General features: G+C 60.4%; 21 protein-coding genes. 12 read left to right on the top strand and 9 right to left on the bottom strand.

Going from position 1 to position 20,489, the window contains the following annotated elements:
* Positions 1–67: 67 nt before the first annotated feature.
* The 3 genes from KFZ77_RS08945 to KFZ77_RS08935 all read right to left on the bottom strand — a co-directional run bounded on the left by KFZ77_RS08945 (position 68) and on the right by KFZ77_RS08935 (position 2,751).
* Positions 68–1,087, bottom strand: coding sequence for a Zn-dependent oxidoreductase (locus tag KFZ77_RS08945; protein WP_264386047.1), 1,020 nt, complete (start codon positions 1,085–1,087; stop codon positions 68–70).
* A gap of 11 nt (positions 1,088–1,098) precedes the next feature.
* Complete coding sequence (manD, locus tag KFZ77_RS08940) at positions 1,099–2,313, bottom strand: D-mannonate dehydratase ManD (RefSeq protein ID WP_264386046.1); 1,215 nt, start codon at positions 2,311–2,313, stop codon at positions 1,099–1,101.
* Positions 2,314–2,424: 111 nt separating this feature from the next.
* Complete coding sequence (locus KFZ77_RS08935; RefSeq protein ID WP_035891319.1) at positions 2,425–2,751, bottom strand: YnfA family protein; 327 nt, start codon at positions 2,749–2,751, stop codon at positions 2,425–2,427.
* Between the two features lie 117 nt (positions 2,752–2,868).
* Between KFZ77_RS08935 and KFZ77_RS08930 the strand changes: the two genes are divergently transcribed.
* A complete protein-coding gene (locus KFZ77_RS08930; RefSeq protein WP_264386045.1) occupies positions 2,869–3,210 on the top strand; it encodes a DUF1283 family protein in 342 nt (113 codons plus the stop codon).
* Positions 3,211–3,257: 47 nt separating this feature from the next.
* Positions 3,258–3,815 carry a spermidine N1-acetyltransferase gene (gene speG / locus KFZ77_RS08925; RefSeq protein ID WP_264386044.1) on the top strand — a complete coding sequence of 186 codons (558 nt, stop codon included), beginning with the start codon at positions 3,258–3,260 and terminating at the stop codon, positions 3,813–3,815.
* A gap of 20 nt (positions 3,816–3,835) precedes the next feature.
* On the opposite strand, the gene KFZ77_RS08920 is transcribed toward speG, so the two are convergent.
* Positions 3,836–4,546 (bottom strand): YnfC family lipoprotein, encoded by a 711-nt coding sequence (locus KFZ77_RS08920; protein ID WP_031522660.1) that lies wholly within the window; start codon positions 4,544–4,546, stop codon positions 3,836–3,838.
* 107 nt (positions 4,547–4,653) lie between these two features.
* Between KFZ77_RS08920 and KFZ77_RS08915 the strand changes: the two genes are divergently transcribed.
* The 5 genes from KFZ77_RS08915 to dmsD all read left to right on the top strand — a co-directional run bounded on the left by KFZ77_RS08915 (position 4,654) and on the right by dmsD (position 9,706).
* Complete coding sequence (locus KFZ77_RS08915) at positions 4,654–4,956, top strand: DUF1161 domain-containing protein (RefSeq protein ID WP_264386043.1); 303 nt, start codon at positions 4,654–4,656, stop codon at positions 4,954–4,956.
* Between the two features lie 192 nt (positions 4,957–5,148).
* Positions 5,149–7,578 (top strand): dimethylsulfoxide reductase subunit A, encoded by a 2,430-nt coding sequence (gene dmsA, locus KFZ77_RS08910; protein WP_264386042.1) that lies wholly within the window; start codon positions 5,149–5,151, stop codon positions 7,576–7,578.
* Positions 7,579–7,588: 10 nt separating this feature from the next.
* Positions 7,589–8,206 carry a DMSO/selenate family reductase complex B subunit gene (locus tag KFZ77_RS08905; protein ID WP_264386041.1) on the top strand — a complete coding sequence of 206 codons (618 nt, stop codon included), beginning with the start codon at positions 7,589–7,591 and terminating at the stop codon, positions 8,204–8,206.
* Between the two features lies 1 nt (position 8,207).
* Positions 8,208–9,065, top strand: coding sequence for a dimethyl sulfoxide reductase anchor subunit family protein (locus KFZ77_RS08900; protein ID WP_031522651.1), 858 nt, complete (start codon positions 8,208–8,210; stop codon positions 9,063–9,065).
* A 2-nt stretch (positions 9,066–9,067) separates the two neighbouring features.
* Positions 9,068–9,706 carry a Tat proofreading chaperone DmsD gene (gene dmsD / locus KFZ77_RS08895; protein ID WP_264386040.1) on the top strand — a complete coding sequence of 213 codons (639 nt, stop codon included), beginning with the start codon at positions 9,068–9,070 and terminating at the stop codon, positions 9,704–9,706.
* Positions 9,707–9,734: 28 nt separating this feature from the next.
* Here the strand turns inward: dmsD and KFZ77_RS08890 are convergent, their stop codons facing one another.
* Entirely contained in the window at positions 9,735–10,070 is a 336-nt protein-coding gene (locus KFZ77_RS08890) for a GlpM family protein (RefSeq protein WP_031522647.1), read from the bottom strand.
* A gap of 321 nt (positions 10,071–10,391) precedes the next feature.
* On the opposite strand from KFZ77_RS08890, the gene KFZ77_RS08885 reads away from it, so the two are divergent.
* The 4 genes from KFZ77_RS08885 to osmV are packed head-to-tail and all read left to right on the top strand — an operon-like array spanning position 10,392 to position 13,821.
* Positions 10,392–11,102 carry an ABC transporter permease gene (locus tag KFZ77_RS08885; RefSeq protein WP_264386039.1) on the top strand — a complete coding sequence of 237 codons (711 nt, stop codon included), beginning with the start codon at positions 10,392–10,394 and terminating at the stop codon, positions 11,100–11,102.
* Positions 11,103–11,116: 14 nt separating this feature from the next.
* On the top strand, positions 11,117–12,019 hold the full coding sequence (locus KFZ77_RS08880; RefSeq protein ID WP_264386038.1) for a glycine betaine ABC transporter substrate-binding protein: 903 nt from the start codon (positions 11,117–11,119) through the stop codon (positions 12,017–12,019).
* A gap of 9 nt (positions 12,020–12,028) precedes the next feature.
* Positions 12,029–12,676, top strand: a complete 648-nt coding sequence (gene osmW / locus KFZ77_RS08875) for an osmoprotectant ABC transporter permease OsmW (protein WP_031522641.1) — start codon at positions 12,029–12,031, stop codon at positions 12,674–12,676.
* A complete protein-coding gene (gene osmV, locus KFZ77_RS08870; protein WP_264386037.1) occupies positions 12,676–13,821 on the top strand; it encodes an osmoprotectant ABC transporter ATP-binding protein OsmV in 1,146 nt (381 codons plus the stop codon). Before osmW ends, osmV begins: the two co-directional genes overlap by 1 nt.
* 110 nt (positions 13,822–13,931) lie before the next feature.
* Here the strand turns inward: osmV and bioD are convergent, their stop codons facing one another.
* From bioD to KFZ77_RS08855, 3 genes are all read right to left on the bottom strand, one after another.
* On the bottom strand, positions 13,932–14,609 hold the full coding sequence (bioD, locus tag KFZ77_RS08865) for a dethiobiotin synthase (protein ID WP_264386036.1): 678 nt from the start codon (positions 14,607–14,609) through the stop codon (positions 13,932–13,934).
* Positions 14,610–14,734: 125 nt separating this feature from the next.
* Entirely contained in the window at positions 14,735–15,952 is a 1,218-nt protein-coding gene (gene mlc, locus KFZ77_RS08860; protein ID WP_264386035.1) for a sugar metabolism global transcriptional regulator Mlc, read from the bottom strand.
* A gap of 76 nt (positions 15,953–16,028) precedes the next feature.
* Positions 16,029–16,979: a LysR family transcriptional regulator gene (locus KFZ77_RS08855; protein ID WP_264386034.1), complete on the bottom strand. Its 951-nt coding sequence runs from the start codon at positions 16,977–16,979 to the stop codon at positions 16,029–16,031.
* 113 nt (positions 16,980–17,092) lie between these two features.
* Here KFZ77_RS08855 and KFZ77_RS08850 point away from each other — a divergent pair, with 113 nt between their 5' ends.
* On the top strand, positions 17,093–18,343 hold the full coding sequence (locus tag KFZ77_RS08850; RefSeq protein ID WP_264386033.1) for an MFS transporter: 1,251 nt from the start codon (positions 17,093–17,095) through the stop codon (positions 18,341–18,343).
* Positions 18,344–18,391: 48 nt separating this feature from the next.
* On the opposite strand, the gene glgX is transcribed toward KFZ77_RS08850, so the two are convergent.
* A complete protein-coding gene (glgX, locus tag KFZ77_RS08845) occupies positions 18,392–20,467 on the bottom strand; it encodes a glycogen debranching protein GlgX (RefSeq protein WP_264386032.1) in 2,076 nt (691 codons plus the stop codon).
* Between the last annotated feature and the right edge of the window lie 22 nt (positions 20,468–20,489).

Raw genomic sequence — 20,489 nt, 5'->3', positions numbered from 1 at the left:
GTAAGATGCGGACCACGTACTCGCATGACTATTTTCCCGGCGCGACGAGCGGCCGGGTTGTCCGTTTTTATTCATTGAAGGTGAGAAGCACCTTGCAGCACTGCCGCTGGTTATTCTCAAACAGTTCAATGGCGTCGGTAACGTGTTGATAAGCAAACGTGTGGGTCACCAGCTTCGCCGGACTGATAAGCCCCCGGCTTAGCCAGTCGATAACCACGGGGAATTTCTTCGCATTAAGCCGCGAGGAAAAGATGGAAATCTCTTTGCCGGTGATGCTCTGCTGGGTGATGCTGCTCGGCTCGCTGGAGAACCCCATCAGCACGACGCGCGCCGCCGGGGAGGCCAGCAGCACCGCCTCCTGTAAAATTGACGGATGACAGGCGGCATCGACAATCAGCGTCGGCCTGATGCCCTGCGCCTCCAGCACCGCCGCCAGCGGTTGATTGAGATTATTAATCACCATATCCGCCCCGCTCTGGCGCGCCATCTCCAGCCGCTCCTCGATGCGGTCCACCACAATCACCTGCCCGACGTTATAGACGCCCTTCAGCACCTGAATGGTGGTGAGCCCCATCGGGCCCGCGCCGTAAACCAGCGCCACATCGCGCGGGGTCGGGTTGACCTGGCCGGTGACGTTGGCGGCAATGGTAAAGGGTTCAATCATGACTGCGTCGGCGTCGGGAATGGCGTCCGGCACTGTCCAGGCGTTGCGCTCAGGCACTACGGCATACTCACTGAAGCCGCCATCGCGGTGCACACCGAGCACTACCAGCGACGTACAGACGTTAGGCTTGCCCACCGAACACGGGTAGCAGTGACCGCAGCTGATCACCGGATCGACCGCCACGCGCTCGCCGAGACGGGCGGCGGATACGCCCTCGCCCACCGCGTCGATAAGGCCAAAGAACTCGTGGCCGATAACGCGCGGGTATTTCGCGAACGGATTATGACCGCGGTAGATGTGGCTGTCCGAGCCGCAGATGCCCGCCAGTTTCACCTTCACGCGCACCTCTCCCACAGCGGGTTCGGGCAGGCTGCGGGTTTCAATGTCCAGCCGGTTCGGCTGCTGGATAACAATACTTTTCATCATTGCTCCTGTTACCAGTTCCACAGCGTGCCGTCTTCGAGGCGGGCCACCGGCAGGTACGCTGGATCGTAGGGGTATTTCGCAGCCAGCTTCTCATCGAACTCAATGCCGAGGCCCGGCTTGTCGCCCGGATGCATATAGCCGTTGTCAAAGGTCCAGCTGTGCGGGAACACCTCCAGCATCTGCTCGGAATAGCCCATGTACTCCTGCACGCCGAAGTTTGGCACCCACAAGTCAAAGTGCAGCGCCGCCGCGTGGCAGATGGGTGACAGATCCGACGGGCCGTGAGAGCCGGTACGCACCTGATACAGCGAGGCGAAGTCGGCGATGCGACGCATACCGGTGATGCCCCCGGCGTGGGTGATGGTGGTGCGGATGTAGTCGATGAGCTGCTCTTCAATCAGCTGTTTGCAGTCCCAGATGCTGTTGAACACTTCCCCGACCGCAATCGGCGTCACGGTGTGCTGGCGGATCAGACGGAAGCAGGCCTGGTTTTCCGCCGGGGTCGGGTCTTCCATCCAGAACATGCGGTACTCTTCGATGCTCTTACCAAAACGCGCGGCTTCGATGGGGGTCAGGCGGTGGTGCATGTCGTGCAGCAGGTGTTCGTCAAAACCAAACTCGTTGCGCACGGCATCGAACAGTTTCGGCGTAAAGTCGAGGTACTTTTCGGTAGACCAGAGCTGCTCTTCCGGCCACTGCCCTTTGGTGGCGGGTTCATACGCCAGCCCTTTGCCCTTCGCCATGCCGTAGGTGGTTTTCATGCCCGGCACGCCGCACTGAACGCGAATCGCTTTGAAGCCCTGCTCTTTGTGGCGGGCATAATCTTCCAGCACCTCATCAATGCTGTGCCCGGTGGTGTGGCAGTAGACCATCACCCCCTCGCGCGACGCGCCGCCCAGCAGCTGGTAGAGCGGCATCCCGGCGGCTTTCGCTTTGATATCCCACAGCGCGGTATCGATGGCGGAAATGGCGGACATGGTCACCGGGCCACGACGCCAGTAGGCGCCTTTGTAGAAAAACTGCCAGATATCTTCGATACGGTGCGCATCGCGGCCAATCAGCTGCGGGCACAGGTGATCTTTCAGATAGGAGGCAACCGGCAGCTCGCGCCCGTTCAGGGTGGCATCGCCCAGCCCGGTCAGGCCGCTGTCGGTGGTGATTTTCAGCGTAACGAAGTTACGTCCAGGGCAGGTAACAAACACTTCAGCCGCGACGATTTTCATGGGGGATCCTTACCTCTGTAATGGCCTCAATAGCGCTAAACTTACGCAACTGCGCTACTACCATACAAGTATAAGATCACAAAAATCCGCGCACGGTCACACTTCAGGCGCTCAGGCACGCCCCCATCCGGCGACGATGATCAGCATGCCGCACAGGGCCACACCTGCGCCGAGCCAGTCGTAGAGCGACAGCTTTTCGCCATCCACTACGCGCAGCCACAGCAGCGCCGCGCAAACATATACCCCGCCATAAGCGGCATAGACGCGCCCGCTCGCCGCCGGGTGCAGCGTCAGCAGCCAGACGAACATCCCCAGCGACAGCGCAGCGGGCAGCAGCACCAGCGGTGTGACGCCGCGCTTAAGCCACAGCCAGGGAAGATAGCAGCCGATAATTTCCGCCAGCGCGGTGGCAAAAAACAGCAGGGTTGTTTTGATCATGTTGAACCTCAGGGCGGAATAATTTGTAACCGGCTGACGCTGTCCGCCCCTGAGGTGCGGTGATATAATCGTCAGTCTGTGCAACCGAAGCACCGCACACCCTAAAAGGAAACGGTTATGAATACAATCCTTCGTCCCTTACTGGCGCTGATGCCGCTGGCATTTGCCGCTTCCCTCGCCTTCAGCCAGGCGGTTCAGGCCGAAACCAGCCGTCTGGTGATCGAGTCCGGCGACAGCGCCCAGAGCCGCCAGCACGCCGCAATGGAAAAAGAGCAGTGGAACGATACCCGCTCCCTGCGCCACAAGGTGAACACCCGCGTGGAAAAAGAGTGGGATAAAGACGACGTGGCGTTCGACCTGCGCGATAAATGCCAGCAGAGCGTCAACGTTAACGCTTACTGGGAAAGCAACACTCAGCGCTGTCTTGATCGCCGTACCGGCCGCACCGTCGCCCCGTAATGACCTTTGCAGGCTCCACCCGGAGCCTGCTGCTTTCAGGATTCTGCATGTCTGACCAACTACAGGTAAAACTCCGTCCGCTGGAGCGCGAAGATCTGCGCTTCGTCCACCAGCTTGATAACAACGCCAGCGTAATGCGCTACTGGTTCGAAGAGCCGTACGAGGCTTTCGTTGAGCTGTCCGATCTTTACGACAAGCACATTCACGATCAGAGCGAGCGCCGCTTCGTGGTGGAGTGCGACGGCGACAAAGCCGGGTTAGTGGAGCTGGTGGAGATCAACCACGTGCACCGCCGCGCCGAGTTTCAGATAATCATCTCCCCCGAGCAGCAGGGCAAAGGCCTCGCTTCCAGGGCGGCGAAGCTGGCGATGGATTACGGTTTCACCGTCCTCAACCTCTACAAGCTCTATCTCATCGTCGATAAAGAGAACGAGAAAGCCATCCACATCTACCGTAAGCTTGGGTTTATGGTCGAGGGGGAACTGATCCACGAGTTCTTTATCAACGGCGAGTACCGCAACACCATCCGCATGTGCATCTTCCAGCATCAGTATCTGGCCGAGCACAAAACGCCGGGAAGCCTGTTGAAGCCTACCGCGCAGTAAAGCCGCGGCAGGCATCACACTCAGTAGTAGCTGATGGTGTTTTTGATGGTGAATTTTTGAATTTTATGGGGGGTGACGGAGAGATCCGTCATCACCAGCTCACAGCTTAACGGGTTGAAATGGCTGTCATAGCGGCAGCTCTGATTTGCGCGCCCCACCACCTCGTCGTTAAGCGTCGTTTCGGCAGTGTAGTCGTGCTTCTTGCGCTTGTCCGATGATACCGTGGCTTCCACCGACAGCGTTTTGTCTTTGCTTTTTGCCGTGCGCCCCAGCGGATAACCGTCGCTGTCGTAGTGATAGATGATTTCCGCCTCGTTGTTCCGCGCGGCGACCACAAAGCCCTTTTCATTGGTCTCATAGATGAGGCCGGTTCCCGACAGCTCCGCCAGCTGGCATTTGCCCTGCAGCTTTACGCGTTTCTCCTGGGTCATGGCATCGAGATAAAAGTTGGCGTTCAGCACCAGCGAGGCACCGGTATTGTTTTCCACGTCGTGGAATTCGAGCGTATCGAAGCAGCCCTCTTTCGACAGCGTGCCGGCGACGCGCAGCGCCACTTTATCTTCTTCATTCATTAGCGTCTGGCTGAAATCCTTTACCGGCCCGCGCAACGGATCGAAATCAAACTCGTTCGAAAAGCTTGCCATTTCCGGGCTGAAGGCGTCAGGAGCAGGCGCGTCATCGCAGCCCGCCAGCGTGGCGGACACCAGCGCCAGAGCGATTAACTTTTTCACAGTACTGTCCAGTTTTCCGAAAGTACCCGGGATGATATAAGCAAATACAACTATTTACACTATCAATGCTATGCTTAATCTGATTCGACACGCTTAAGGAGCCGATTATGAAATCAGCATTGTGGGTAGGCGCTCTGGTCCTGATGGCCTCTGGCCCGGCACTTGCCGCGACCGGGTCGTGCGAGCGCGTAAAAGCAGACATCTCTCAGCGTATTATTAATAACGGCGTACCGGAAACAGGCTTTACCCTGTCGATTGTACCTAACGATCAGGCGGATCAGCCTGACGCACAGGTGGTTGGCCACTGCGCCAACGACACGCAAAAAATTCTTTATACCCGCACCAGCAGCGGTAATTATCCGGTCAGCGGCGCGGCCACTCAGGACGCCACTTCCACCGAACCGCAGTAAACGGCATCAGGCGCTTCGGCGCCTTTTTTTATTCCTTCCCGCGCTGACTCCATCCGACTTGATACGGATTAACGTTTTCTACCCCATTATGGGTAACACTCGCCCCCTGCCAATCCATTAGCACACTAATGCTTTTACTTTTCTTACCATCTGGTTGCCGGTTCAGCAGGCGACACGGTCAGGGAGCGAATCATGTCACACCATCAGGACGGGATCAGCCGTCGCACATTTCTCACCACCACCACGCTGGGTGGGCTGGCGCTGGCGGCGGGCGGTATTTCGTTGCCGTTCGGCATCACCCCGCTCGCCGCGGCGGTGGGGGAATCAGTCAGCACGCATCAGGATCGCAAGGTGTGGAGCGCCTGCACCGTTAACTGCGGGAGCCGCTGCCCGCTGCGTATGCACGTTGCCGACGGTGTTATTCAGTATGTGGAAACCGACAATACCGGCGACGATAATTATGACGGGCTGCATCAGGTACGCGCCTGCCTGCGCGGGCGCTCCATGCGCCGTCGCGTCTACAATCCCGACCGGCTTAAATATCCGATGAAGCGCGTCGGCAAGCGCGGCGAAGGTAAATTCGAGCGGATCAGCTGGGATGAGGCTTACGACATGCTGGTCCGGGAGATGCGGCGCATCATCAGCCAGTACGGCAATGAAGCCATCTATCTGAACTATGGCACCGGCACGCTGGGAGGCACCATGACGCGCTCGTGGCCGCCGGGCAAAACCCTGATTGCGCGCCTGATGAACTGTTGCGGCGGGTACCTCAACCACTATGGCGACTACTCTACCGCACAAATCGCGGCCGGCCTGAACTACACCTACGGCGGCTGGGCCGACGGCAACAGCCCGTCAGACATCGAAAACAGCAAGCTGGTGGTCCTGTTCGGTAATAACCCGGGCGAAACGCGAATGAGCGGCGGCGGCGTCACGTATTACCTGGAGCAGGCGCGTCAGAAATCGAATGCCCGCATGATCATCATCGACCCGCGCTACACCGACACCGGGGCGGGCCGCGAGGATGAGTGGATCCCGATCCGTCCCGGCACCGATGCAGCGCTGGTTGCCGCCCTCGCCTGGGTGATGATTAATGAAAATCTGGTCGATCAAGCCTTTCTCGACCGCTACTGCGTCGGCTACGACGAGAAAACCCTGCCGGCAGGCGCACCGGCTAACGCACACTATAAAGCGTATATTCTCGGTCAGGGCGATGACGGGGTTGCCAAGACGCCAGACTGGGCCGCGCGCATCACCGGTATTCCCGTGGCGCGTATCGTCACGCTGGCACGAGAAATCGCCCAGACAAAACCCGCCTTTATCGCCCAGGGCTGGGGTCCGCAGCGCCACTCCAACGGTGAGCTGACGTCGCGGGCCATCGCGATGCTGTCGATCCTGACCGGCAATGTCGGGATTAACGGCGGGAACAGCGGCGCGCGGGAAGGCTCTTACGCCCTGCCCTTTGAACGGATGCCGACGCTTCAGAACCCGGTTGAGACCAGCATTTCGATGTTTACCTGGACCGATGCCATCGAGCGCGGCCCGTCGATGACGGCGCTGGCAGACGGCGTGCGCGGGAAAGATAAGCTCGACGTGCCGATTAAAATGATCTGGAACTATGCCGGCAACTGCCTGGTAAACCAGCACTCGGAGATCAACCGCACCCATCACATTCTGCAGGACGAGACGAAGTGCGAGCTGATTGTGGTGATCGACTGTCATATGACCGCTTCCGCCAGATACGCCGACCTGTTGCTGCCAGACTGCACCGCCTCTGAGCAAATGGATTTCGCCCTTGACGCCTCGTGCGGCAACATGGGTTATGTGATTTTCGCCGACCAGGCGATCAAACCGAGGTTCGAGTGCAAAACCCTGTATGAAATGACCAGCGAGATTGCCCATCGTATGGGGGTTGGCGAGCAGTTTACCGAAGGCCGCGACCAGGAGGGCTGGCTGCGCCATCTCTACGCCCGCTCGCGTCAGGCTATTCCGGCGCTGCCTGATTTTGACACCTTCCGCCAGCAGGGCATTTTCAAACAGCGCGATCCCGAGGGCCATCACGTGGCCTACCAGGCGTTTCGCTCCGATCCCGCCGCCAGTCCCCTGACCACGCCGTCGGGAAAAATCGAAATTTACTCGGCGCAGCTGGCAGACATTGCCGCTCGCTGGACGCTGCCCGACGGCGACCTCATCGATCCGCTGCCGGTGTACAGCCCCGGTTTTGAACACAACGACGATCCGCTGAGTGCCCGCTATCCGCTCCAGCTGACCGGCTTCCACTTTAAGGCTCGCACCCACTCCACTTACGGCAACGTGGAGGTGCTGAAGGCCGCCTGTCGCCAGGAGGTGTGGATTAACCCGCTGGATGCGCGCCCGCGCGGCATCGCTAACGGCGACACGGTACGCATCTGGAACGGGCGCGGTGAAACGCGTATCAGTGCGAAAGTCACGCCGCGCATCCTGCCGGGCGTGGTGGCGCTGGGGGAAGGTGCCTGGTACGACCCGGATGACAAGGGTATCGATCGCGCAGGGAGCATTAACGTGCTGACCAGCCAGCGCCCGTCGCCACTCGCGAAGGGTAACCCGTCCCACAGCAACCTGGTCCAGATCGCGAAGGTGTAAGGAGTAACCGATGACAACCCAATATGGCTTTTATATTGATTCCAGCCGCTGCACCGGATGCAAAACCTGCGAGCTGGCGTGCAAGGATTACAAGGATCTCACCCCGGATGTCAGCTTTCGCCGCATCTACGAGTATGCCGGCGGCGACTGGCAGGAGGATAACGGCGTCTGGCACCAGAACGTGTTTGCGTATTATCTGTCTATCGCCTGCAACCACTGCGCCGACCCGGCCTGTACCAAAGTCTGCCCGAGCGGGGCAATGCACAAGCGCGACGACGGCTTTGTGGTGGTCAACGAAGAGGTGTGCATTGGCTGTCGCTACTGCCACATGGCCTGCCCCTACGGCGCGCCGCAGTACGATGCCGCCAAAGGCCACATGACCAAGTGCGACGGCTGCTATGACCGTATCGCCGATGGCAAAAAGCCAGTCTGCGTCGAGTCCTGCCCGCTGCGCGCGCTGGATATGGCACCGATTGACGAGCTGCGTAAAAAGTACGGCGATCTGGCGCAGATCGCCCCGCTGCCCGCCGCACGTTTTACCCGACCCAATATTGTGATCAAACCCAATGCCAACAGCCGCCCTGTCGGGGATACCACCGGCTATCTGGCTAACCCGAAGGAGGTGTGAGATGGGCAACGGATGGCATGAATGGCCGCTGGTGCTGTTTACCGTGCTCGGTCAGTGCGTGGTGGGCGGCGTTATCGTTACCGGCTGCGCCTGGTTCGCCAGCAGCAGAAACAGTGAACAGCAGCAGCGCATCGTGCGCGCCATGTTTTTCCTCTGGCTGCTGATGGGCATCGGCTTTGTCGCCTCGATGCTGCACCTCGGTTCGCCGCTGCGGGCGTTTAACTCCCTGAACCGCATCGGGGCGTCGGCGCTGAGCAATGAGATCGCCGCCGGGTCGCTGTTTTTCGCCCTCGGCGGAATCGGATGGCTGCTGGCGCTGTCCGGCCGACTGCCCGCCGCGCTGGTAAAGCTGTGGCTGCTGGTCACCATGCTTGCCGGGCTGGGGTTTGTCTGGGCCATGACCCGCGTTTACCAGATTAACACCGTTCCCACCTGGCACACCGGCTACACCACCCTCGGCTTCTTTATGACGGTGCTGCTTGGCGGCCCGCTGTTGGGTGCGGCGCTGCTCTCCGGGGCGCGCTATCGCGGTACCAGCCGCCGATTTGCCTTGCTGAGCGTGCTGGCGCTGCTGGTCAGCGCGGGCGCGGCGCTGATGCAGGGCGTTTCGCTGGGCGCGATCCACAGTTCGGTGCAGCAGGCCAGCGCGCTGGTGCCGGGTTATGCCACGCTGCAACTCTGGCGCTTCGGGTTGCTGCTGCTCGGGCTGGCATGCTGGCTGGTGCCGCTTATGCGCCGCAGCGCACCGCGCACGCTGACGCTGGCAAGCGGATTTATGATGGTCGTGGCCGCGGAAGTGATTGGTCGCGGGCTGTTCTACGGCCTGCATATGACCGTCGGTATGGCGGTGGCGGGATGAGCATGCCCCTCACTGAACCTCTGCTGACCCCGCTCATGGATAGCCTGTCGCTTAGCGGACGCATCCTCGGTGCCCTGTTCAGCCAGCCGCCGGACAGCCCGACGCTGGCCCCGGTACTGACGCTGCTTGAGGACGAGGCATTTGCTGCCGCCTGGCCGGTCACCCATCCGCAGCTCGATGACATCGTCCAGCGCCTGCGCCTCGGGCTGAGGTCCGGCGACGAGCCACTGCCCGCCGCCTGGCAGCGGCTGTTCATTGGCCCCTGGGCGCTACCTGCGCCGCCCTGGGGGTCGGTGTGGCTGGATCGGGAGAACGTGCTGTTTGGTGAATCGATGCTGGCGCTGCGCCAGTGGATGACGGCCAGCGGCATCGACTATAACCACAGCGAACGCGAGCCGTGCGATCACATCGGTACGCTGCTGATGCTGGCCGCCTGGCTGGCTGAGGCCGGGCGGGAACACGACGTCGATTGCCTGCTCGCCTGGCATCTTCTGCCCTGGTCCGGGCGTTTTCTGGAGGTGTTTATTGCCGAAGCGCGCCATCCGTTTTACGTCGCGCTCGGCGAACTGACCCGGCTGACGCTGGCGGCGTGGCGCAGCGACCTGCCGATCCCGGTGGCGCAAAAAACCCTCTGGCGTTAATCTTCAGGCCCGCCACCCGGCGGGCCAGTCAGTGAAAGCGCGTCCAGAGCGCAATCAGCACCCACGCCGACAGGCTCCACATCGCCACCGCACTGAGCAGCGCCAGCGGCACCCGCATCATGGCGCTGAAATACCACAGCGACGCCAGATAGATGAAATAGGGAATGATCGACCACATGCCGAAGATCACCGTGGTGCGCAGCGCCTCGACGTTACGCTCGGTGGCGACGATGTAGTGGGCAATCAGGGCAAAGGTGGGAAACAGCGGGATCAGCCCGGCGATATAGTAGTTTTTACTCTTCGACAGCACGCCAATTAACAGCACAATGGCCGCGCCGAGCGCCGCCTTGATTAACAGACCCATCAGCATCCCTCATGTTTTTTTCTCACCCTGACATAAGGTGATATTGCTGGCAAGCCGCTCCGCATCTGGCCTGTACAAAAAATCGCTTATGTTACGGTGTCACCTTAGCGCTTCGCTTTTAAGATTATTCTCGCCAATAGTTACAATTCGTTATGGTTACAGGGTAAAACGGCCATTTTATCCTAAGGCACTGACATTACTGGCGCTTCGCTGACTGGAATCCTGTCGTATCCGTTGCTATAGCTCTAAGCACCCTGCCAACACAAGGCATAACAAAGCAACGCTGGGTTGCGATAAACCGTGCACAGGGAGACAACAGCAATGCACTTCTCACTACTCCAACGCACCTTCGGGGCGATACTGCTGATCGCTGCCGTGGTGACGGCGCTGGTGTGGGGCATCGGCCTCGATACTATCAGCGCCCGCAAGGTGGATTTACTCTACCTCGGGCAACAGCACCTGAAGCTGGTCTTTACCTCTATGGCACTGGCGCTGGCGGTCGGTATTCCGAGCGGCGTGCTGTTGAGCCGTCCGGCTGCCCGCCGTTTCGCTGAACCGGTGATGCAGATCTTTAACGTGGGTAACACCCTGCCGCCGCTGGCTGTACTGGCGCTGGCGATGATCGTGGTGGGTATCGGGGATAAGCCGGCAATTGTCGCGCTGTTCCTCGCCTCGCTGCTGCCTATCGTGCGCAATACCTATGCCGGGCTGTGCGCGGTGCCGGCCTCGCTCACCGAAGCGGCGAAGGGCATCGGCATGACGCGCTGGCAGCGTCTGCGTCAGGTGGAAGTGCCCGCCGCCCTGCCGGTAATACTTTCAGGCATCCGCATCGCTACCGCGATAAACGTCGGCACCGCACCGCTGGCGTTCCTGATCGGGGCCAGCAGCTACGGCGAGCTGATCTTCCCCGGCATCTACCTGAACGACTTCCCGACGCTCATCCTGGGCGCGGCCGCCACGGCCCTGTTTGCGCTGATCCTTGATATGGCGCTGGCCGGACTGGGTCGCCTGCTTAGCCCCCACACCGCCTGATAAGGAGCGTTGAGATGAAACTGAAAGCAACTCTGTGCAGCCTGGTGGCTGTCCTCTCGCTGCTGACCAGCCAGGCGCAGTCCGCCCCGCTGATCCTCGCGACCAAAAGTTTTACCGAGCAGCATATTCTTTCGGCGATGACGGTGCAGTACCTGCGCAAAAAGGGCTTTGACGTGCAGCCGCAAACCAATATCGCCACCGTGATCTCGCGTAATGCGATGATCAACAAACAGGTGGACATGACCTGGGAGTACACCGGCACCTCGCTGATTATCTTCAACCACATCAACAAACGCATGACCCCGGAAGAGAGCTACCAGACCGTAAAGCGCCTCGACGGCAAGCTCGGCCTGATGTGGCTTAACCCGGCCAATATGAACAATACCTACGCTTTCGCCATGCAGCGCAAGCGCGCCGAAGCGGAAAACATCTCCACCATGTCGCAGCTGGTAGAGAAGATTGAACATATCCGGCAGACCGACCCGGATAACAACTGGATGCTCGGCCTGGATCTGGAGTTCTCCGGACGCAGCGACGGCATGAAGCCGCTGCAGAAGGCCTACAACATGGAACTGGATCGTCCGCAGATCCGCCAGATGGACCCGGGCCTGGTGTATAACGCCATCCGCGATGGCTTTGTGGAAGCCGGGCTGGTGTATGCCACCGACGGACGCGTGAAGGGCTTCGATCTGAAAGTGCTGGAAGATGATAAAGGCTTCTTCCCGAGCTATGCGGTGACGCCGGTAGTGCGCCAGGACACGCTGGATGCCAATCCGGGGCTGGCCGAGGCGCTCAATACCCTCTCCGGTAAACTGACCAACGAGGCGATCACCACCCTGAACGCCAGAGTGGATATCGATCACCAGACGCCGCAACAGGTCGCCCGCGACTTCCTGCGTGAAAACGGGCTGCTGTAAGGAGGCACTATGGATACGATTCACTACATGATGGACAACGCGCCGTACCTTGCGAGCCTGACGCTGCAACATCTGTGGCTGGTACTGCTGGCGGTGGGGCTGGCGATTGTGATTGGCGTTCCGCTGGGCATCATCATCACCCGCCATAAATGGCTGGCACCGCCGGTGTTAGGTCTGGCAACCCTGCTGCTGACCATTCCGTCGATTGCGCTGTTTGGCCTGATGATCCCGCTGTTTTCGATGATTGGTCACGGCATCGGCGCCCTGCCGGCTATCACCGCCGTGTTCCTTTACTCGCTGCTGCCGATCATGCGTAACACCTTTACCGCGCTGGACAGCCTGCCGCCAGGCCTGCGTGAAGCTGGCCGCGGTATCGGCATGACTTTCTGGCAGCGTCTGCGCTGGGTTGAGATCCCGATGGCGCTGCCGGTGATTTTCGGCGGTATTCGCACCGCGGTGGTGATGAACATTGGCGTGATGGCGATTGCGGCGGTGATCGGCGCGGGAGGCCTCGGCTTACTGTTACTCAACGGCATCGGCGGGAGCGACATTCGTATGCTCATTGCCGGTGCGGTGATGATTTGTTTACTGGCGATTGTGCTGGACTGGTTACTCCACCGTCTGCAGGTTCTGCTGACACCTAAGGGGATTCGATAATGATTACACTGGAAAATCTGACTAAAGAGTTCGTGCAGAAAAACGGCCAGAAAGTTAACGCGGTGGATAACGTCAGCCTGACGGTACCGCAGGGGGAAATTTGCGTGCTGCTCGGCCCGTCCGGCTGCGGCAAGACCACCACCCTGAAGATGATTAACCGCCTCATCCCCTCCACCAGCGGGAAGATCCTGATTAACGGGGAAGACACCAGCGGCATGGATACCGTGACGCTGCGCCGCAATATCGGCTATGTGATCCAGCAGATTGGCCTGTTCCCGAACATGACCATTGAAGAGAACATTGTGGTGGTGCCGCGCATGCTGGGCTGGGATAAAGCCCGCTGCAAAGCGCGCGCTGCCGAGCTGATGGAGATGGTGGCGCTGGATCCGAAACGCTACCTGCACCGCTACCCGAAAGAGCTTTCCGGCGGTCAGCAGCAGCGTATCGGCGTGATCCGCGCCCTGGCGGCAGATCCGCCGGTGCTGCTGATGGATGAGCCTTTCGGCGCGGTGGACCCGATCAACCGCGAGGTGATCCAGAATGAGTTCCTCGAGATGCAGCGCAAGCTGAAGAAAACCGTGCTGCTGGTGAGCCACGATATTGATGAGGCGCTGAAGCTGGGCGACCGCATTGCGGTGTTCCGCCAGGGCAAAATCGTGCAGTGCGCCAGCCCGGACGAGCTGCTGGCCAAACCGGCTAACGAGTTTGTCGGCAGCTTTGTCGGCCAGGACCGCACCCTGAAGCGCCTGCTGCTGGTGCAGGCAGGCGACGTGACCGATCAGCAGCCGACCATCACGGTGCGCCGCGCCACCCCGCTGGCTGAAGCCTTCGCGGTGATGGATGACAACGACATGCGTTCCATCACGGTGGTGGATGAAAATGAAAAGCCGCTCGGGTTCGTGAAGCGTCGGGAAGCACGTGGTGCCACCGGTGAATGCGCTGACCTGCTGCACCCGTTCCGCGTGACAGGCAAGGCGGAGGACAACCTGCGCGTGGTGCTCTCGAAACTGTATGAGCACAACACCGTCTGGATGCCGATTGTCGATGAAGAGGGTCGTTACAGCGGGGAGATTTCGCAGGATTATATCGCCGACTATCTCAGCTCCGGCCGTACCCGCCGGGCGCTGAATATTCAAACCGCGTAATCATCAAAGAAGGCGGGTCCAGGGTGACTATCCGCCCTGGACCCGCCTGTCACCCTCTTTTTGTAGGGTGGGTAAGCGCAGCGCACCCACCACCACTTAGCATAACGGCGTTAACCCCAGCAACGCTCCAGCAGCGGCAGGTTGATGTACTGCCCCAGCTCGCGATGCTCGGCGCGCGGCAGATAGGGTAACTCCCCCACCATCGGCGCAGAGAGTTTCTTACTAAGCACGTCAATCACCTCGGCATAATGCGCCAGGCCCGGATTGATGCGGTTAGCAACCCAGCCCATCAGCGGCAGCCCGTCGCTGGTAATGGCTTGCGCCGTCAGCAGCGCGTGATTGAGGCACCCTTCCTGGATCCCCACCACCATCACCACCGGTAACTGCTCCTGTACTACCCACTCGGAGAGCGGGCGCAGATCGTTCATCAGGCTGCGCCAGCCGCCGGTTCCTTCCACCACCACATATTCGGCCTGGGCGCTGAGCGTCGCCAGACCGTCCGAGAGCAGCGGATAGTTAATCGGGCAGCTGTGCGCCACGCTGCTCTCTTCTTCGCTGAAGGCAACGGGATTGATGGCGCTGTAGGGCAGGTTGAGGGTGGAAACGCTTTGCAGCACCAGCGCGTCTTTGTTTCTCAGGCCGTCCGGCGTCTCCTTGCTGCCTTTGGCGACGGGCTTGTAGCCCACGACCTGGCTGCCGCTGGACCCCAGCGCCTGTAACAGCGCACGCGACACGACCGTCTTCCCTACCGAGGTATCGGTTCCAGTAATAAAGAAACGCTTAAGCATCACTTACTCCACGGTTATGCTCTGGAAATATAACTAAAGAGAATAATTCAGTGGCGAAAGTCTACGACAGGACCCACAGGCCGGGCTTGAGATAGCGCAATTTTTCCCGGATCGGTAAAAATTTGTTATCCCTGTAACAACCTGATTAACAGCGTACCGTTGTAAAGCGCTTCTTTGACCAGCGCCGCCCCTGCCATAGTGCCGCGATGGGTAAAGTGCGTCGCCTCCACCCAGGTGTTGCGGCTGTAAGCCGGGAGCGCCTGCTGGGTGATGCAGCTGCTGATGGCGGGAAAGAGGATCTCCGACGCCAGATTTAGCGGGGAACCGATAAGGATTTTTTGCGGATTAAACAGGTTAACCATAATCGCGAGAATGCGCCCGACGTGGGTGCCGACGCCGACGATGATGTCCTTTGCCAGCAGATCGCCCTGACAGGCGGCCTCACACAGCGACTCAACGGTGAGCGGCCTGCCATGCAGCTGCGAGCTCATCGACTGGCCCATGCGCTGCTGCGCCAGCTCCAGCACGCTGTCAATGCTGGCGATGGTTTCCAGGCAGCCGTGGTTGCCGCAGTAGCAGCGCTTACCGAAAGGATCGACCTGGGTATGCCCCATCTCCACCAGGCTGCTGCTGCCGCCGTGCAGCAGGCGACCATCGGTGATGATACCGGCCCCGACGTTATGGTCGATCACCACCTGAATCACATCCCGCGCACCGCGCGCCGCGCCGAACAGCCCTTCCGCCATCGTCCAGGCGCTGATGTCGTGCTGAATAAACACCGGCACCCCGGTATGGCGTTCCAGTACTTCACCCAGCGGCGCGCTCTCCACCTCGTAAAACGGCATGCTGTGGACGATGCCGTTGCCGGTATCAATCACCCCCGGCAGGGTAATGGCGATGGCGGTCAGGCGCTCCAGCTTTTGCTGGTGACGAATAAAGAACTGGTCAACGTGGGTGACGATGCGCTCAACGAACGGCTGCGGATCGTCGAGCGGCAGATCGAGCTGCTCTTCCACCACCAGCTGGCTGCTGAGATCGCGCAGCGCGAGGTTGATTTCACCGCGATTGATACGCACCGAGAGAAAATGCCAGGCCTGGGTCTCGACCATCAGCCCAACGGCCGGGCGACCGCGGCTGCCCGGCTCCTGGATTTCGGTCTCCTGCACCAGGTGGGCTTCGAGCATTTCGCGCACGATTTTAGTAATGCTGGCGGGAGCCAGTTGCGCAAGGCGTGACAGGTCGATACGCGATATCGGCCCAAGCTGGTCGATCAGACGGTATACCGCACCTGCGTTCGTCTGTTTAATCTGATCGATATGCCCCGGCTGGCTATCAGCACCCACGTTAACTCCCTTATTTTCACGCTGCGAAATAAATTGTTGGCTATGGTGAAACACTTAACCAGCCGCCGTCAACTTTTTACCCAGGCTTGTGATTTGCCGCACGTTTTTCCCCACCGGCTGCTGCGGGATTAAGCGAAAGGGCGGCTCCGGTGACCAGCGACATAAAGCGCTGGGTCGCCGCACTGCGCTCACGGTGTTTCGGCCAGACCAGCCACATCTCCGAAATCGCATCCGGCTCGGTAATCGGAACCCAGCGCATCTCGGCCAGCTGCACGCGCTTAAAGGACGCGGGCAAAATCGATACCCCCAGCCCGGCCGCCACCAGCCCGATAATGGTCATCGCCTCCCCCACTTCCTGGGTGATATACGGCGAAATCCCGTAGCGGTGCAGCAGCCCAAGAATATCGTCATACAGACCGGTGCCGACGTGGGGGTCGAAGAAGACAAACGGCTCGCTGGCCAGCTGGTGGAGCGACACCGTCGGCAAGGCCGCCAGCGGGTGATCGCGATGGATCATCGCCAGCAGCGGCTCGCGCAGGATCAGCTGCCACGCCAGGGAATCCGGCAGCCGCGTATTGCGCATCAGGCCGAGATCCAGCGCCCCTTCGCTGAGCGGGCCAATCTGCGCCCGGGTGTTAATCTCCAGCGTCTGGATATGGACATCGGGATAGCGCTGGCGAAACGTAGAGAGGCTGTCAGAGACCGCAGAGATAAAGGGTGCCGACGAGGTAAAGCCGATGCGCAGCTCCCCGGTTTCCCCCTGATGTAAGCGGGCTGCACGGGTGGTGGCGGCGTCCACCTGGCTCAGGATCTGGCGGCTGTCAGCCAGAAACTGGGTTCCGGCGGGGGTCAGGCTGACGCTGCGATTGGTGCGGGCCAGCAAGCGCGCGCCGGTTTCCTGCTCCAGCTGCTGAATTTGCTGGCTCAGCGGCGGCTGGGAAATATTGAGACGCGCGGCTGCGCGGCCAAAGTGCAGCTCCTCGGCGACCGCCACGAAGTAACGCAGATGACGCAGTTCGATAGTCATATTTAATACATATCATTTGAGATTATTAATATATTAGACAGATAAATCGCGATTTTCTACGCTGTGCAGACAATACAGCCCGCCGCGCGGGCGCCCACGCACAGGATGTAATTTTGAGTCGTACTGCCGACGTCAGTCCCGCCCCGACCCGCGAGGCCGACGCACCGCTTTCTCCCACTCCGGTCACCTTTATCAAACGCGGCACTCCCACCTTTATGCGCGTCACGCTGGCGCTGTTTTCCGCCGGGCTTGCTACCTTTGCTCTGCTCTACTGCGTCCAGCCGATCCTGCCGGTGCTCTCGCACGAGTTTGGTATTTCAGCGGCCAGCAGCAGCGTGTCGCTGTCGATTTCCACTGGCCTGATGGCGCTGGGTTTGTTGATCACCGGCCCGCTCTCTGATGCCGTAGGCCGCAAATCGGTGATGGTCACCGCCCTGCTGCTCGCCTCCAGCTGTACGCTGCTCTCCACCATGATGACCAGCTGGCACGGCATACTGATCGTGCGCGCCCTGATCGGCCTGTCCCTCAGCGGCGTCGCGGCGGTTGGCATGACGTACCTGAGCGAAGAGATGCACCCGGCGGTGGTGGCGTTCTCGATGGGACTGTACATCAGCGGCAATTCCATCGGCGGAATGAGTGGTCGTCTGCTGAGCGGCGTGCTCACCGATTTCTTCAGCTGGCGCGTGGCGGTGGCGACCATCGGCTGCTTCGCCCTCGCCTCGGCGCTGATGTTCTGGAAAATTTTACCGGCCTCGCGCCACTTCCGCCCGACCTCGCTGCGCCCGCGCACCCTGGCGATCAACTTCCGCCTGCACTGGCGCGATGCGGGTCTGCCGCTGCTGTTTGCTGAGGGCTTTCTGCTGATGGGCGCGTTCGTGACGCTGTTCAACTACATCGGCTATCGCCTGATGCTCTCCCCGTGGCATCTCAGCCAGGCGGTGGTCGGGCTGCTGTCGGTGGCCTATCTCACCGGCACCTGGAGCTCACCGAAAGCCGGCGCGATGACCGCCCGCTATGGCCGCGGCCCGGTGCTGCTGGCTTTCACCGGCATTATGCTCGGCGGCGTGCTGCTGACGCTGTTCAGCTCGCTGTGGGTGATTTTTGCCGGCATGCTGCTGTTCTCGGCGGGCTTTTTCGCCGCGCACTCGGTAGCAAGCAGCTGGATCGGCGTCCGGGCGCGGCGCGCCAAAGGTCAGGCATCTTCCCTGTATCTGTTCAGCTACTACCTGGGTTCGAGCCTGGCGGGCACTACCGGCGGGTTCTTCTGGCATGACTATGGCTGGAACGGCGTGGGGGCGTTCATCGGCGTGCTGCTGGTGCTGGCCCTGCTGGTCGGGCGGCGTCTGCACCGCAGAGTGCAATAAAAAAGCCCGCCCGGTGGAATGCCGGGCGGGCGATGAGGGCCTGTCAGATTAAGGGCGTCTGAACAGTGCCAGACTGCGGCCCTCCAGTTCAAAATCCTTCTCTTTGGTGATCACCAGACCGTGCTTCGCGCTGTCCGAGGTCGTCAGCTCCAGCACCCAGCCGCCTTCGCCAAACTGCGGGATCCGGAACGGCACGTTGCCTTCGAACGGGTTGATCAGCATCAGCACGTCATGCCAGATGCCCTCTTCGGTCTGCAGATCCGGTCGCCCGATGTAGACGCCAAGCGTTGAGCCTTCATCCCACTGCTCCGGGGTCTGCAAACCGCCACCAGCGTTGAACCACTCGATCACCATCCCGTCACGCCAGTTCTCACGCCGCAGCAACGGCTGGGCGGCACGCAGGGCGATCACCTTGCGGGTGAACTCCCGCAGCGCCTCCGCACTCTCCGGCAGGTTTTCCCAGTGCACCCAGGAGATCTCGCTGTCCTGGCAGTAGCCGTTGTTATTGCCCATCTGGCTGCGCCCGAACTCGTCTCCCGCCAGCAGCATCGGCGTCCCGTGGGAGAAGAACAGCGTGGCGAGGAAGTTGCGCTTCTGACGCTCGCGCACCGCATTGATGCCTTCATCCTCCGTCGGGCCTTCGGCACCGTAGTTGTACGAACGGTTATCGTTGTGGCCGTCGTTGTTATCTTCCCCGTTCTCCTCGTTGTGCTTCTCGTTGTACGACACCAGATCGTTGAGCGTGAAGCCGTCGTGGGCGGTGATGAAGTTAACGCTGGCCCAGGGGCGGCGGCCGCGCTGATCGTAGAGATCGCCGGACCCCAGCAGCCGGGCGGCGAAATCGGTCGGCACGTTATCGCCCTTCCAGTATTCGCGTACCGTATCGCGGTATTTGTCGTTCCACTCCGCCCAGCCCGGCGGGAAGCCGCCCACCTGATAGCCGCCGGGGCCGATATCCCACGGCTCGCCGATGAGTTTCAGCTTCGACAGTACCGGGTCCTGAGTGACGGCATCGAAGAAGCCGCCGCGCTGGTCAAAGCCTTCCGGCTCGCGACCGAGAATGGTGCCGAGGTCGAAGCGGAAGCCGTCGATGTGCATCGATTCCGCCCAGTAGCGCAGGGAGTCCATCACCATCTGCAGCACGCGCGGATGCGAGGTGTTCACCGTGTTGCCGGTCCCGGTATCGTTGATGTAATAGCGATGCTGGCCCGGCAGTGTGCGGTAGTAGGAGAAGTTATCGATGCCCTTAAAGGAGAGCGTCGGCCCCAGTTCGTTGCCTTCGGCAGTGTGGTTGTAGACCACGTCGAGGATCACCTCGATACCGGCATCGTGGAAGGCGCGCACCATATCGCGGAAGCCCTGGATGCCGTTCGGCCCGTAGTAGCGCGAGGCCGGCGCAAAGAAGCCGAGGCTGTTATAGCCCCAGAAGTTCTTCAGCCCCTTGTCGAGCAGGTGCTGATCGTCCGGGAACCAGTGCACCGGCAGCAGCTCTACCGAGGTGATGCCGAGGCTTTTAATGTAGTCCACCGAGGCCTTATGCCCCATGCCCTCAAAGGTGCCGCGCAGCTCCGGCGGCAGCGCCGGATTGAGCTGGGTGAAGCCTTTGACGTGGGTTTCGTACACCACGGTGTGCGGCCAGGTGATGACAGGCCGGTTATTGTCCTGCCAGTCGAACTGATGCGGATCGATGACCTTACATTTCGGCGTGAACGGGGCGCTGTCGCGCTCGTCAAAGGTGAGGTCTTTGTCTTCGTGCAGCAGCTCGTAAGCAAAGTGCGCCTCGTTCCACTCGATATCGCCCACCAGCTCCCGGGCATAAGGGTCGATCAGCAGCTTGTTAGGGTTGAAGCGGTGACCGTTCTCCGGATCGTAGGGGCCGTGAACGCGATAGCCGTACAGCGCCCCGGGCTGAAGGCCGGGTACGTAGCCGTGCCACACTTCGTGGGTATATTCCGGCAGGTCGAAGCGTGCGATTTCCGTTTTGCCGCTCGGATCGTAGAGGCAAAGCTCTACGCGCTGGGCGTGTGCCGAAAATATCGCGAAGTTAACCCCTTCGCCATCGTAGTTGGCGCCCAGCTGATGGCTGTTCCCCGCCGTAATTTCATAAGCCTTACCGTTTGACATGCATTCCTCTCCATCGAAAGTA

The sequence above is a fragment of the Siccibacter colletis genome, from assembly GCF_025914095.1.
Classification (GTDB): Bacteria; Pseudomonadota; Gammaproteobacteria; order Enterobacterales; family Enterobacteriaceae; genus Siccibacter; species Siccibacter colletis.
This window is presented reverse-complemented; position numbering and strand designations above follow the sequence as displayed.

Bases quoted from the DNA above. Each gene is read 5' to 3' on its own strand.
- KFZ77_RS08915 (WP_264386043.1), top strand. From the start codon at position 4,654: ATGAAATCAGCATTGTGGGTAGGCGCTCTGGTCCTGATGGCCTCTGGC.
- KFZ77_RS08880 (WP_264386038.1), top strand. From the start codon at position 11,117: ATGAAACTGAAAGCAACTCTGTGCAGCCTGGTGGCTGTCCTCTCGCTG.
- osmW (WP_031522641.1), top strand. From the start codon at position 12,029: ATGGATACGATTCACTACATGATGGACAACGCGCCGTACCTTGCGAGC.
- KFZ77_RS08905 (WP_264386041.1), top strand. From the start codon at position 7,589: ATGACAACCCAATATGGCTTTTATATTGATTCCAGCCGCTGCACCGGA.
- KFZ77_RS08945 (WP_264386047.1), bottom strand. From the start codon at position 1,087: ATGAAAAGTATTGTTATCCAGCAGCCGAACCGGCTGGACATTGAAACC.
- KFZ77_RS08890 (WP_031522647.1), bottom strand. From the start codon at position 10,070: ATGGGTCTGTTAATCAAGGCGGCGCTCGGCGCGGCCATTGTGCTGTTA.
- KFZ77_RS08935 (WP_035891319.1), bottom strand. From the start codon at position 2,751: ATGATCAAAACAACCCTGCTGTTTTTTGCCACCGCGCTGGCGGAAATT.
- osmV (WP_264386037.1), top strand. From the start codon at position 12,676: ATGATTACACTGGAAAATCTGACTAAAGAGTTCGTGCAGAAAAACGGC.
- KFZ77_RS08855 (WP_264386034.1), bottom strand. From the start codon at position 16,979: ATGACTATCGAACTGCGTCATCTGCGTTACTTCGTGGCGGTCGCCGAG.
- dmsA (WP_264386042.1), top strand. From the start codon at position 5,149: ATGTCACACCATCAGGACGGGATCAGCCGTCGCACATTTCTCACCACC.
- KFZ77_RS08930 (WP_264386045.1), top strand. From the start codon at position 2,869: ATGAATACAATCCTTCGTCCCTTACTGGCGCTGATGCCGCTGGCATTT.
- speG (WP_264386044.1), top strand. From the start codon at position 3,258: ATGTCTGACCAACTACAGGTAAAACTCCGTCCGCTGGAGCGCGAAGAT.
- KFZ77_RS08900 (WP_031522651.1), top strand. From the start codon at position 8,208: ATGGGCAACGGATGGCATGAATGGCCGCTGGTGCTGTTTACCGTGCTC.
- glgX (WP_264386032.1), bottom strand. From the start codon at position 20,467: ATGTCAAACGGTAAGGCTTATGAAATTACGGCGGGGAACAGCCATCAG.
- manD (WP_264386046.1), bottom strand. From the start codon at position 2,313: ATGAAAATCGTCGCGGCTGAAGTGTTTGTTACCTGCCCTGGACGTAAC.
- dmsD (WP_264386040.1), top strand. From the start codon at position 9,068: ATGCCCCTCACTGAACCTCTGCTGACCCCGCTCATGGATAGCCTGTCG.
- bioD (WP_264386036.1), bottom strand. From the start codon at position 14,609: ATGCTTAAGCGTTTCTTTATTACTGGAACCGATACCTCGGTAGGGAAG.
- KFZ77_RS08885 (WP_264386039.1), top strand. From the start codon at position 10,392: ATGCACTTCTCACTACTCCAACGCACCTTCGGGGCGATACTGCTGATC.